Origin of the sequence: Hallella sp. (assembly GCF_037460745.1) — a bacterium.
Lineage (GTDB): Bacteria > Bacteroidota > Bacteroidia > Bacteroidales > Bacteroidaceae > Prevotella > Prevotella faecis.
The window spans coordinates 1-13377 of sequence record NZ_JAXVAE010000173.1 but is presented as its reverse complement, the minus strand read 5'-3'; the positions used below and the strand labels follow the sequence as shown (position 1 = coordinate 13377).

Sequence of the window (13377 nt, the reverse complement as noted above, 5' to 3'; positions counted from 1 at the left end):
TCACGCAGATGCAGAAACCGCTCAAACCGTTGGCTATAAAACCGAGACGAATGTCGCCCTATATCCAACAGATTTATATCATCATACGCTTCCTTTTGTTCCTGCGTGTGTTTATACAATGCATAATACTGCACACGCACACTTACCGTGTCCGCCACCTCTTGAGAATAGACGCATGTTGCAAATATGCAATAAGCCAAGATACCGAAGAGCGTTTTCATAAGCAAAACCCATGCGTGGAAATTTATTTATGATTTACGTCTGTTAATATAATAACAGCAATGTGGTGGCAAATTTACAAAAATAATTGAGATGTTCATTCTAACACATCAGATATTTTTTGTATATTCGCATCGTGATAAAAACAACCCGCGAGTATGACAAGAAAATTATATCCCATAGGTATACAGACTTTCTCGGAAATCCGCACGAATGACAATCTTTATATAGACAAGACTGCCTATATATACCGTATGGCGAATTCTGACGGCAAATACTTCTTCTTGAGTCGTCCACGCAGATTCGGCAAGTCACTTCTTGTTTCCACATTGCTGAGCTATTTTGAAGGTCGCAAGGAACTCTTCAAGGGGTTGGCAATAGACAATTTGGAAAACGAGTGGGCTGAATATCCTGTGCTTCATTTCGACCTTTCGGGTGGCAAACATCAGGAAGAAGACCAACTGAACAGATATCTCGACTTTATACTTAAAGATAACGAACGCAGGTTCGGCGTTGAGTGTAATGCTGTGGACGCTAATGTGCGTTTGGCAAATCTTATAGCTTCTGTCTACAAAAAGACAGGCAAGCAAGTGGTTGTGCTTATCGACGAATATGACGCTCCCTTGTTGGATGTGGTTCATCAAGACGAACGGCTTGAAAGCTTGCGGCATCTTATGCGCAACTTCTACAGTCCGTTGAAGCAGTGTGAGCCTATGCTACGCTTCGTGTTCCTTACGGGTATAACTAAATTCTCGCAGCTCAGCATATTCAGCGAACTGAACAACATCACCAATATCAGTATGGACGAAGCCTATGCTGGCATTTGTGGCATTACCAAGGAAGAATTGCTCACACAAATGTCTGACGACATTGATCGGCTTGCTGAAAAGTTGTCAATCACAAGAGAAAATGCCATACAACAACTGAAGGACAATTACGACGGTTACCATTTCACATATCCGTCGCCCGATATATTCAATCCTTATAGTCTGCTGAACTGTTTCTCAAAAGAGAAAATAGGGGCTTATTGGTTTGGTTCTGGCACACCAACGTTCTTGATAGAGATGATGCGGAAGTTTGGAACTACACCAATGGATATTGGCGAAAGTGAGATGGCTGACGTATCCGACTTTGATGCTCCTACTGAGACGATGGAGTCGATAGTTCCTCTGTTATATCAGAGTGGCTATGTTACTATTAAGGACTATGACGAGGAGACCAACCTCTATGAGTTGGGCATCCCCAACAAGGAAATACGCATAGGGTTATTCAAGAGTCTGTTGCCCAACTATCTGACGCGAAGCTCACAGAGGGGAAAGGTCGCCATTGCCCAAATGTCGGTTCTGATAAAGAATGGTGATATCGACGGGGCATTGGAGCTGTTCCGTACGTTCCTTGCCACTGTGCCCTATTGTGAGAATACCAAATACGAGGGACATTTCCAACAGCTCATGTATGTAGTGTTCTCCCTGCTTACCGACTACCGTATTCTTGTGGAACAACGAACGTCAAAAGGTCGTACAGACATAACGCTGGAGACACAAGACAGCATTTACATCATGGAATTGAAATTTGGCAATACTGCCGATGAAGCTCTCGCCCAGATAAACGCAAACCATTATGCTGACGCTTTCGCCATGAGCAACAAGAAGACTATTAAAGTAGGGATTGGCTTCGATGTAAAAGACGAAAGAAACATCACAGAATGGAAAGTGGAGAGATGAAATATCGGTCAAGCAAAGACAAGCCAATGAATGACTGGCATTTGCTTGACCGATATTTTATTCTTCTTCGTCAAGCATATATTCCATCTCTTTTAATTTGCTTCAAAAGCATAGCATTCATATTATAATGTAAGGAACAGTCTTTCCGTATTCCAAACCTTCTCGTCATCATTCTCAGTGCAGATACTCATGTGGAATACTCCTCGCTCACAATGATGGCGCAGATACTGCACCCTTCTTATGACATGGTAAGCACCCGTAAGACCATCTGGTGCTGTAGGGATATTTGGTGGAAAAGTTGTGTTGGATTTTTGCGCGAAATAGAGCGCGGAAAAGTCGTTTTTTCCCTTTCGATACGTCCCAAGTGAGATTACCGCTTGCGGTTAGGCATCTTTCGAGTTTCGAAACATGGCTAACCGAGACACCGTTTGGCGTCTTTCGCGCTGCCGCTGGGCATGTTTCGCAATGCGAAAAGGCATCTTTCGTAGTGCTTGTTGTGGGTGGTCGTGTGCGGAATAATGCTATTGTGTGATAACGTTCTGAACGTGAGGTGGTTACAAAAATATGCGAGAATCGCGTATTTGGAGGCACAATGGGCGTTGGTTGAAAACAACAATGTAGATTGATGTATAGTTTGTTGCGCTTTTTGGTAACGTAGGGTGCGGCTTTGGCATGAGGCTACGTGGGGCGATGCTCCCTTTGGGTGTGAAGCGACGCTTGGGATGTGTTGGTATCGCTTGGTGCTTATCTCTTTTTGCTTACGGGAATGTAATGTGAGTCTTTGATCTCTCCGATAACGATGATGCTGTGCAAGCTTCCTATGCAGTCGATGTTTCCCAGGGTGTTGAGCATGAAGTCTTGGTAGTCTTTCATGTCGTGCGCATACACCTTGATTTGGAAGTCGTAGTCGCCGGTGGTGTTGTAGCACTCCGTTATTCGGTCTATCGATTGAACCGTGTCCATGAATTGTTGAATCAAGTCGTGTGTGTGTTGCTTGAGTCGAATGTTGCATAGCACGATGACGTTGTGTCCCATCTTGTGATGGTCGACCACGGCCGTGTAGCGCTTGATATATCCCTCGCGCTCCAATCGCTTTTGCCGTTCGAACGTGGGCGATGTGGACAGGTGCACCCGCGCCGCCAACTCCTTTACTGTCATGTGTGAGTTCTGCTGCAATAGCTTAAGAATCTTGATGTCTGTCTCGTCGAGCGATTCTTGATTTGTCATTTTTGGAAGAATAATATTCTGAGAAACATTTGTTATAACCGCAAAATTAGGAAATATTTCCGAATACGCAAGAATATTTGGTGATTAAATGTCTGCTTTGTAATTTTGCGCCCATCATTCAATAACAATTCAAACAAATCATGATTATGAGTACCCTTAGAAACACACATTTTGAAGCCGTAGGCAGTTATCTTCGTCCCGCTGCGTTGAAGGAAGCGCGCGCTCGTTTTGCGGCTGGTGAGATTTCCGCCGAGACGCTCCGTGAGGTTGAGGATCGCGAGATTGCCGACGTAGTGGCCAAGCAGAAGGCGTGTGGTTTGCACTACATCACCGACGGAGAGTTTCGGCGTAGTTATTGGCATCTCGACTTTATGTGGGGATTGAACGGGGTGGAGCACATCGAGCTCGACCATGGTTACCAGTTCCACGGCGAGGAGACCACCCACGGCTCACTGCGCCTCACGGGCAGGATCTCGGGCGAGAACCATCCGTTTATCCAAGATTTCCTGTATGTCAAGCAGTTTGAGGAGGATGGTGTTGAGGCAAAGTTGACCATTCCCGCCCCCGCACAGTTTCTGGCCGAGCTGTTTCGTGGCGACAACACCCGCAACACGCGCGAGTATTATCCCAACACCGAAGAGCTCCTGCAGGATATCGCCGCTGCCTATCGCACCTTTTTCCATGAGGTGTATGCGGCCGGTTGCCGTACCGTTCAGCTCGACGATTGCACGTGGGGCATGATTGTCGACGATGATTTTTGGAAGTCGATGGCAGGCTCAGGGTTCACCCTTGAGCACGAAGCCCTCCAATACCTCAAGGTGAACAACCTCGCCATTGAGGACAAGCCCGAAGGATTGACCGTCAACACCCATGTGTGCCGTGGCAACTACCACTCGTGCTACGCCACGAAGGGAGCCTACGATCCTGTGGCCCCCTGGCTGTTTGCGAAGGAGAATGTGGATGCCTATTACCTGGAATACGACGACGAACGCTCAGGAGGCTTTGAGCCGCTCAAGCTGGTCACGCCCGAGAAAGGCGTGGTATTGGGACTTATCACCACGAAGTCGCCTGTGTTAGAGGATAAGGCGACGGTTATTGCCCGCATCCGCGAGGCCGCCAAGTATGTGCCCCTTGACCGTCTTAGCCTGAGCCCGCAGTGTGGCTTCGCCTCGTGCGAGATTGGCAACAAACTGACCGAGGAGCAACAGTGGTCCAAGCTGGCCCTTGTGCGCGAGATCGTGGAGGAAGTGTGGGGGTAGCCCTGGGGGCAATTGCTTGTAAAGGAGCGATTGTGGGGATTTCCCTATTCGATTTTAGGGATTTTAGCCCTTGCTTTTGGCCGTTATTTTGTATCTTTGCCAAAGGTTAATAAGATGAAGGTTAATGAAAAAGCCAATCATTGTCATGATGGCAGCCACTCTCTTGCTTAGTGGTTGCGATACTTACGCGGGTGCCGGTGCTTACACCGGCACCACGTTGGGTAGTGTCTTGGGCTCAGCCATTGGCGGCATAGCCGGTGGTCCGCGTGGCTCGGATATTGGAACCATTGTGGGTATGGCGGGCGGTGCCATCGTGGGTGGTGCCATCGGCCAGGCCAAAGACCAAAAGCAGCAAGAGGAACTGGACCAGTATAAGCGCGATAAGGCTGAGCGTGCGGCTTCGCGTGCCCATCGTCGCCATGCCGAGAACGGCGTGGGGGATGTGGCGTCGCATTCCGACTGGAACGATGTGGCCACCGACGACACTTATGGCAGCGGTTTCGATGCTACCAATAGTGGCGACGATCGCATCTATGATTTCAACTCATCCGACTATACGGGCGACTATACCGCCCAGCAGCCTGAGACCACCATGCCGTTGCAGTCGGGTGTGGACGAGATGGCCCAGGGCTTTTCGTACACTCCTACGCTTGAGATCGTAAACGCTCGCTTCGTAGACGCCAACCAGAATGGGCAGATAGAGCGCGGAGAGCTCTGCAAGATTATCTTTGAGGTGATGAACCGTGGTCCGCGGACGGTCTACGACATCCAGCCCACGGTGGTTGAGGCTACAGGCAACAAGCATATCTTCGTGTCGCCCAACATGCACGTGGAGCAGATTCAACCCGGTAAGGGCATCCGCTATACGGCCATGGTCAAGGCCGATGGTCGTTTGAAGAATGGATCCGCTAAGTTTTGCGTGAGTGTCATCCAAGGAAACACTCATATCTCTAAGGTGACCGAGTTTAACATTCCGACGGTAAAATAAGGTAGTTGCAAGTTGTGCCGCAAGGTGCAACGTCCCTGTTATATATCGAAAATGCGCTGAGTTCTCTTTTGAGTTCTCAGCGCATTTGCTTTTTTATGATGAAGTTGTGGGTAGTCCAATTCGGGGTTCCCAATCGGCATGCGTGCCGATTTGGGCTTAGTCGTTGTTCTTTCCGTCGCCGAACCATTTCTTCACGTCGTCGAAGACGCTGCTCCAGAACGTGGGGTCTTTCTCCTTGTTTTTCTCGTTGGCCTTATGGGCTTGTTGCTTGCCGCCCTTCGTGGCAGCTAAGTGCTTGTTTGCGTGGTGTGGGGTTGCGGCTTTGGATGCCTGATGCTTTGGGGTGTGGGAGGTGCTTTGCGCCTTCTCGCCGCTTTCGCCCGTTGCATGTAGGTTGGCGTTGTGTCGGGCGAGTATTTTTCGCCGTTTTTCCTGCGATTGCTTTGCAGTAGGCATTTTCTTTTCCATGAGACGTTCCTCTTCGGTCATTCCATGGTCCACCTCCTCTTCGTTACCTTTCCAGTCGTCTATGAAGCTGTAGGCCGCCTTGGAAAAGTCAAACTCGAAGTCGGGTAGTCCGCGTTCCACCTCGTCCATGCGATAGGGTGGGTTGGGGCCGTCGGTCCGCCTCACCTCCACCATGGCAACACCTTGCGACAACATGCCCAAGGCTTTTGCGGCGCCATAGCTGAGATCGATGATTCTTCCTCGTCCGTAGGGGCCTCTGTCGGTCACCTTGACGATGATTTCCTTGCCGTTCGACACGTTCTTCACCTTCAGGAGTGTGCCGAATGGATACTTGCGATGGGCGCACGTCAGACTGTCGTGATGCAGCCGTTCGCCGCTTGCGGTGCGCGCACCTGTCGCCCTTTTCGAATAATAAGAGGCCTTACCCCTATGAGTTTGTGCCTCTACAGGGGTAAGACCTATTACTGATATGATTCCTAAAAATAGTACTCTTCTATATTTCACAATATTTATGGTTTGTACGCGATGGCAGCTGCCCTTCTTACACAATGCCCTGTGCAAGCATGGCCTTGGCCACCTTCATGAAGCCGGCGATGTTGGCGCCCTTCACGTAGTCGATGTATCCGTTAGGCTCTGTGCCATACTTCACACACTGCTCGTGAATGTTCTTCATGATGAAGTGCAGCTTCTCGTCGACTTCCTTGTCGCTCCACTGCAATCGCATAATGTTTTGACTCATCTCGAGGCCCGACGTTGCCACGCCACCAGCGTTGACGGCCTTACCCGGTGCGAAGAGTTGCTCGGCCTTCACGAAAGCCTCCACAGCCTCTGCTGTGCAACCCATGTTGCTCACCTCGGCCACGCAAACAGGCTTCTGTGCCAGGATCTTCTGTGCGTCCTCGCCGTTGAGCTCGTTCTGGGTAGCGCAGGTCAGATAGATGTCGGCCTTCTGCTCCCAAGGCTTCTTGCCAGGATAGAATGTAGAGCCGGGGAACTTGTCGGCGTAAGGCTTCACGATGTCGTTTCCGCTTGAGCGGAGCTCCAACATGTAGTCGTTCTTCTCACCGCTGATGCCGTCTGGATCGTAGATGTATCCATCGGGTCCGCTGATGGTGATGACCTTACCACCCAGCTGGGTAGCCTTCTGCACAGCACCCCAAGCCACATTGCCGAAGCCAGAAACGGCGATGGTCTTGCCCTTGATGTCGATGCCGCGTGTGTCGAGCATGTGGTGAACGAAGTAGAGAGCTCCGTAACCTGTAGCCTCAGGTCTCAGGATGCTGCCGCCGTACTCCAGGCCCTTACCTGTAAGGGTAGCGCCCTTGAACATGCTGGTCAACTTCTTGTATTCACCGAAGAGGTAACCGATCTCGCGTCCACCTACGCCGATGTCGCCAGCGGGGATGTCGGTCTCGGGACCTACGTATTTATATAACTCCTGCATGAAGCTCTGGCAGAATCTCATGATCTCAGCGTCGCTCTTGCCGCGAGGTGAGAAATCTGAGCCACCCTTGCCACCGCCCATGGGCAGAGTTGTGAGTGCGTTCTTAAATGTCTGTTCGAAGCCGAGGAACTTCAGGATGCTGAGGTTCACCGATGCATGGAAGCGCAGACCACCCTTGTATGGGCCAATGGCGCTGTTAAACTGCACGCGGTAGCCGATGTTGACCTGCACTTCACCCTTGTCGTCCACCCATGGTACTCTGAAGGTGATGATGCGCTCAGGCTCCACCATGCGCTCCATGATTTTTGCTTTCTCAAACTCGGGATGCTGGTTGTAGACGTCCTTTACTGAGATGAGCACTTCACGAACAGCCTGCAAAAATTCAGACTCGCCTGGATGCTTCTGCTCCAGTTGCTGCATAATTTTTTCAACTTCCATAGTAGTAATAGTTCTTTGCGGTCGCGGTTTTGCCCGTTTGTCGCATGTTAATGTTAAAGGTTAATAAGGTTGGCTCCTCCTTCGCGTTTCATTATGTCATGATTGACACCGCAAAAATAGTCTTTTATTCAATAGCTTCCAAATGTTTTTGGAAAAATTTATTGCCCTCGGTTGCATTTTGTTATTTTTTAATGTTTGTGTGCGATAACGTATGTTTGTGCCCTTTGTAATTTATTCCGCAAGGTCGATTTGTGGTGTGTTTTCGTGGTTGTTCGCGACCTCTCGAAGGGCTGAGCGTCTTGCCAATTCCTACCTTGTTTATATGTTGTTTCCGCATGTCGTTCTTCCATTGTCGACACTTCGACTTGTTTGGGAGGTCTACTCGTCCTGCTTGCCATGACCCTATTTCGTAGCAATGCTGATGCTTAGCAAAGTTATGGTGCGCACAGTGTACGAGCACTTACTATTTTACCCTTCTCTTGTTGTGGCTCCTTCCGGTGCCCACTGGGCGGATGGAGGGCTGCGGAAGGCTTGTCGCATGTTTGTTGATTATCATCTTTCTTCTGAATGCTTTTGTGGGCTGAAATAAAAGTGGTAACTTAGCGGCGTCAATCTTACGCAATATTATCATGGAGAGCCAAATACCGCAAGAGTGGAATAAATTTATCCTAAAAGATGTGACGTTTGTCAACTTGATGATGCGTCGCATTTACAATGTGCTCATCGTGGCCAATCCCTACGACGCTTTTATGCTCGAGGACGATGGCCGCGTGGAAGAGAAGATTTTCAACGAATACATGGAGCTTGGGCTTCGTTATCCGCCCACGTTCACGCAGGTGTCGACTATCGCTGAGGCTGAGGAGGTGCTGGCCACCACCAAGATCGACTTGGTGATCTGTATGCCCGGTACAGCCGACAACGATGCCTTCACCGTGGCGCGCGCCATCAAGGGCAAGTTCCCTGAGATCCATTGCGTGGTGCTCACGCCCTTCTCGCATGGCATTACGCGCCGCATGCAAGACGAGGACCTTAGCATCTTCGACTATGTTTTCTGCTGGTTGGGCAACACTAACCTCATCATGTCCATCATCAAGCTTATCGAGGACAAGATGAACCTGGAGCACGACATCAAGGAGGCGGGTGTGCAGATGATCCTGTTGGTGGAGGACTCCATCCGCTTCTACAGTTCCATCTTGCCCAATCTGTATGGTTACATCTTGCAACAGAGTAAGAACTTCTCCACTGAGGCCCTCAACCGTCATGCCGCCAACCTTCGCATGCGTGGCCGGCCCAAGGTGGTGCTGGCTCGAACCTACGAGGAGGCGTTGGGCATCTATGAGCGCTACAAGAACAATTGCTTAGGTGTCATCAGTGATGTGCGCTTCCCTTACCATTCCACCAAGCGCTCGCAGATCGTGGGCGCTGGCGCCTCGTCGCTCGAGAAAGACCCTGAGGCCGGCTTTAAGTTGCTTGAGGCCATTCGTCGTGAGGACGAGTTCCTGCCGCTGATCATGGAGAGTTCCGAGTCGGCTAACCGTGAACGGGCTGAGCGCGAGGGCTTCCGCTTTGTCGATAAGAACTCGAAGATGCTCAGTGTCGACCTACGCCACTTGTTGGAGGAGCACATGGGCTTTGGCGACTTCATCTTCCGCGACCCGAAGACGCATGCCGTCATCACACGCATCCGTAGTTTGAAAGACTTGCAGGACAATATCTTCAAGATACCGCGCGACTCCATGCTCTATCACATCTCACGCAACCACATGAGTCGTTGGCTCACGGCTCGCGCTATCTTCCCCGTGGCCAACTTCCTGAAACACGTCACTTGGCACAAGTTGCAGGATGTTGATGCCCATAGGCAGATTATCTTCGACGCCATCGTGCAGTATCGCCACATGAAGAATATTGGTGTGGTGGCCGTGTTCGACCGTGGTAAGTTTGACAAGTATGCCCATTTCGCCCGCATTGGCGACGGTTCGCTTGGCGGCAAGGGCCGTGGCTTGGCTTTCCTCGACAATGTGGTGAAGACCCATCCCCAGTTCAATCAGTACCCTGGGGCCAGCGTGCGCATACCCAAAACCGTGGTGCTCTGTACCGATGTCTTCGACCAGTTCATGGAGCAAAACAACCTCTACGAGATTGCCTTGAGCGACGCCCCCGACGATGTCATCCTGCAACACTTCCTCCGTGCTCAGTTGCCCGACAGTTACATCGACGACTTCTTTACCTTCTTCGAAGCCACGAAGAGTCCTATCGCCATCCGTTCCAGCTCGCTCCTTGAGGACAGTCATTACCAGCCTTTCGCCGGTATTTACAACACCTATATGATTCCCTACCTGGAGGATAAGTACGAGATGCTCCACATGTTGGCCGCCGCCATCAAGAGTGTCTACGCCTCTGTGTACTATCGCGACTCGAAAGCATACATGACTGCCACAAGCAATGTCATCGATCAGGAGAAGATGGCCGTCATCCTTCAGGAGGTGGTGGGCAAGAGCTATGGCGATCACTATTACCCCAACATATCGGGCGTGCTTCGCAGTCTCAACTATTACCCCATAGGCGACGAGACGACCGAGGAGGGCATCGCCTCGTTGGCCCTGGGCCTTGGCAAGTATATTGTGGATGGTGGACAGACCCTGCGCGTGTCGCCCTACCATCCCGCCCAGGTGTTGCAGATGAGTGAGATGGAGATAGCTCTCCGTGAGACCCAGACCCACTTCTATGCGCTCGACATGAAGCATGTGGGCGCCGATTTCAAGGTTGATGACGGATTCAATATCCTCAAGCTCAAGGTGAAGGAAGCCGACAAGGAAGGCTCGTTGCAATATATCGCCTCGACCTTCGATCCCTATGATCAGGTCATTCGTGACGGTCTCTATGAGGGTGGGCGAAAGATCATATCCTTCTGCGGTGTGTTGCAACACGACGTTTTCCCCTTGCCCCAGATACTCCAGATGTCGATGAAGTATGGAGCAGAGGCCATGCGTCGGCCCGTTGAGATCGAGTTTGCTTGCAACCTCAATGCCGACAAGACCGGTGAGTTCTACTTGTTGCAGATCCGCCCCATAGTCGACTCTAAGCAGACGCTTGTGGAGGATGTGGCGGCGCTCCCCGATGAAGAGTGCCTGTTGCGCAGCAACAACTCGTTAGGCCATGGCATCAGCGACGATGTGACCGATGTGGTTTACGTGAAGTACGACGACCAGTTTACGGCGATGCACAATCCCGCCGTGGCTTCCGATATAGAGCGCATCAACCAGAAATTCCTCGATGAGGGCCGCAACTATGTGCTTGTGGGCCCCGGCCGTTGGGGCTCCAGCGATTCGTGGCTTGGCGTGCCCGTTAAGTGGCCCCATATCTCTGCCGCGCGTGTCATCGTCGAGTTGGTGCTTCGCAACTATCGTGTCGATCCCAGTCAGGGCACCCATTTCTTCCAGAACCTCACGTCGTTTGGTGTGGGCTATTTTACTATCGATACCAATCGCCCCGGTGAGGGAGGCTTGTTCCGTAAGGAAATTCTCGACCAGATGCCTGCCGTGGAAGAGACGGCATTGGTGCGCCATGTGCGCTTCGACCGCCCATTGCGCATCATGATGGATGGCAAGAAGCAGGTGGGCGCCGTGCTGTTGCCTGAGAATGAGGTGGTAGAAACCAATGACCAACCGTAACCCCAATCCTTTTGCCGATGACTCTTGAACAGTTCTACACCGCTCATGCGGAGCGTTATGACAGACAGGTGAGCGCGTTACGGGCGCGTGGCCGTGGCTTTGTTGTGGTCGAAATAGTGGCTTTCATAGCCTTTTTCGCCCTTATGGTGGGTGCCACACAAACGAGCCACAGTGGTTGGCGCATGACAGAGGTGGGCCTCTCACTCGTGTCGCTGGTGGTCTACTTGGCTGTGCGTAGGCTCGATGTGCGCAATGATGAGCGCATATGCGATGAGGAAGACCTTCGCACGGCCTACGAGCGTGAAGCCCAGGCGCAATGTGGCGACCATGGCGCTTTCGACGATGGCGCCCGTTATGTGGATGCCCATCATGCTTTCAGTTTCGACCTCGACCTGTTTGGCTCCGACGGTCTGTACCAGCGCATGTGCCGAACGGTGTCGACGGGAGGCAGTGATGCCCTAGCCCAGCGGCTTCGCGACTTGCAGCCGATTGGCGCCACGCCTGAGGAAATTGATCGTTTGGCAGCCGATGTGTCGTTCCGCATGGCGTTTATCGCCAAGGGATCCCGGGGCAAGATTGATACGGAGGCTATCCGTCAGTCGCTCATGGCTGTTCTTCAGTTGCCTATTCCCGCTTTCCTCACGTCGCCTTGGATAGCGTTGCTGGTGCGGATCGATGTGGTGGCCTTCCTCGTTAGCGTGATTGCGGCCGTGATGGGGCGGGTCGACGCCATGTTGCCCATGTGGTGGGGAACCCTCCATTTCTTCTTGGCCTATGCCTTGTGCAACGCTCACTTACGCCACATTGGGGGCGCTCTCGATCGCCTGCATGGGCAGATGCGCCAGTTGGTGTCGGTCGTCTCGCTTCTGACGCCTACCCGCATCCCATCCTTCTCTCAATTGAATGGCTTGCTCAACGATCTCGATAAGCGTGGCAATATCCTTGGTCTGTTGCTCACCGACTCGTTCTACCTCAGCGACATGCTCGTCGTCAGGCGTTTTGCCAAGTGGCGCGAGCAGGGCGCCGACGAGGTGGAAGCGTGGATGGATCGCATGGTTCGCAAGGATGTGGAGGTCACCGTGGCCACCCTTCGATACAACCACCCCGCCACGGTATGGCCCGAACAGGTGGCCACCAGCACGCTGACCTTTGAGGCTCGCGGTCTGTGGCATCCCTTCTTGGGTGCGAAGGCCGTGCGCAACGACTTCCGCATCGAAGACCGCAACTTCTATATTGTCACAGGAGCCAATATGGCTGGCAAGTCCACCTTCTTGCGAGCCATCGGCGTCAACTATGTGTTGGCCATGACCGGTATGCCTGTGTTTGCCGAGCGCCTGTCCGTAAGTCGCTTCAAACTCTTCTCCAGCATGCGAACCAGCGACGACCTCAGTCGCGGCATCAGCTATTTCAACGCCGAACTGTTGAGGCTCAAGCAGCTCATCGCCTTTTGCGGCCACAATGTCGTGGGCCATGACGGGCAGCCCCTGCCCACGCTCATCATCCTCGATGAGATACTGAAAGGCACCAATTCGGCCGACAAGCTCAATGGCAGTCGCATGTTTCTTGAGGCCATCAGTCATAAGGATGTGGCCGGCATCATTGCCACCCACGACCTCAAACTCTCCGAGATGGCCGACCGTGAACCCTCACGGTTCCACAACTATTGTTTTGAAATCGAATTGGGTGAGCGTGTCACCTATTCTTATAAGGTAACCCCTGGTGTTGCGAAGAACCAAAACGCCACCTATCTCCTGAGGCAAATCCTGGAGAGTGGACAGGCGTAACGTGTCGTTCTAATAGGAGCACAAGGGTAGGCTATGGCACCGACGAATGGCTTGGGAACATAAAAATGTAATAATATGTAAATTCTTACGTTACTATTAAGAATTAGTACTGATGCGATAAAATCGCATAGTTATTAAAATTCATCAAATAAAGT

Annotated in this window: 7 protein-coding genes and 1 pseudogene; 5 read left to right on the top strand and 3 right to left on the bottom strand. The window is 51.6% G+C overall.

The genetic code is table 11. The features are described 5' to 3' along the window. Window positions 1–377: 377 nt before the first annotated feature. Complete coding sequence (locus WKK33_RS11370) at window positions 378–1943, top strand: AAA family ATPase (protein ID WP_337933957.1); 1566 nt, start codon at window positions 378–380, stop codon at window positions 1941–1943. Window positions 1944–2687: 744 nt separating this feature from the next. Here the strand turns inward: WKK33_RS11370 and WKK33_RS11365 are convergent. Continuing rightward, window positions 2688–3170, bottom strand: a complete 483-nt coding sequence (locus tag WKK33_RS11365; protein ID WP_215760076.1) for an Lrp/AsnC family transcriptional regulator — start codon at window positions 3168–3170, stop codon at window positions 2688–2690. A gap of 146 nt (window positions 3171–3316) precedes the next feature. Between WKK33_RS11365 and WKK33_RS11360 the strand changes: the two genes are divergently transcribed. Then, window positions 3317–4429: a 5-methyltetrahydropteroyltriglutamate--homocysteine S-methyltransferase gene (locus WKK33_RS11360; protein ID WP_337933955.1), complete on the top strand. Its 1113-nt coding sequence runs from the start codon at window positions 3317–3319 to the stop codon at window positions 4427–4429. A 124-nt stretch (window positions 4430–4553) separates the two neighbouring features. Further along, window positions 4554–5417, top strand: coding sequence for a hypothetical protein (locus tag WKK33_RS11355; RefSeq protein WP_337570720.1), 864 nt, complete (start codon window positions 4554–4556; stop codon window positions 5415–5417). A gap of 516 nt (window positions 5418–5933) precedes the next feature. Here the strand turns inward: WKK33_RS11355 and WKK33_RS11350 are convergent. Beyond that, a pseudogene (locus tag WKK33_RS11350) lies at window positions 5934–6359 on the bottom strand (septal ring lytic transglycosylase RlpA family protein); the annotation flags it as partial. Between the two features lie 67 nt (window positions 6360–6426). Then, window positions 6427–7767, bottom strand: coding sequence for an NADP-specific glutamate dehydrogenase (gdhA, locus tag WKK33_RS11345; protein ID WP_215760080.1), 1341 nt, complete (start codon window positions 7765–7767; stop codon window positions 6427–6429). Between the two features lie 629 nt (window positions 7768–8396). On the opposite strand from gdhA, the gene WKK33_RS11340 reads away from it, so the two are divergent. Together WKK33_RS11340 and WKK33_RS11335 are read left to right on the top strand one after the other, a co-directional pair. Beyond that, complete coding sequence (locus WKK33_RS11340; protein ID WP_337933953.1) at window positions 8397–11438, top strand: PEP/pyruvate-binding domain-containing protein; 3042 nt, start codon at window positions 8397–8399, stop codon at window positions 11436–11438. Window positions 11439–11455: 17 nt separating this feature from the next. Next, window positions 11456–13222, top strand: a complete 1767-nt coding sequence (locus tag WKK33_RS11335) for a DNA mismatch repair protein MutS (protein WP_337933952.1) — start codon at window positions 11456–11458, stop codon at window positions 13220–13222. Window positions 13223–13377: the final 155 nt, after the last annotated feature.

Coding starts and splice junctions, on each gene's coding strand:
- WKK33_RS11370 (WP_337933957.1), top strand. CDS start 378: ATGACAAGAAAATTATATCCCATAGGTATACAGACTTTCTCGGAAATC.
- WKK33_RS11365 (WP_215760076.1), bottom strand. CDS start 3,170: ATGACAAATCAAGAATCGCTCGACGAGACAGACATCAAGATTCTTAAG.
- WKK33_RS11360 (WP_337933955.1), top strand. CDS start 3,317: ATGAGTACCCTTAGAAACACACATTTTGAAGCCGTAGGCAGTTATCTT.
- WKK33_RS11355 (WP_337570720.1), top strand. CDS start 4,554: ATGAAAAAGCCAATCATTGTCATGATGGCAGCCACTCTCTTGCTTAGT.
- gdhA (WP_215760080.1), bottom strand. CDS start 7,767: ATGGAAGTTGAAAAAATTATGCAGCAACTGGAGCAGAAGCATCCAGGC.
- WKK33_RS11340 (WP_337933953.1), top strand. CDS start 8,397: ATGGAGAGCCAAATACCGCAAGAGTGGAATAAATTTATCCTAAAAGAT.
- WKK33_RS11335 (WP_337933952.1), top strand. CDS start 11,456: ATGACTCTTGAACAGTTCTACACCGCTCATGCGGAGCGTTATGACAGA.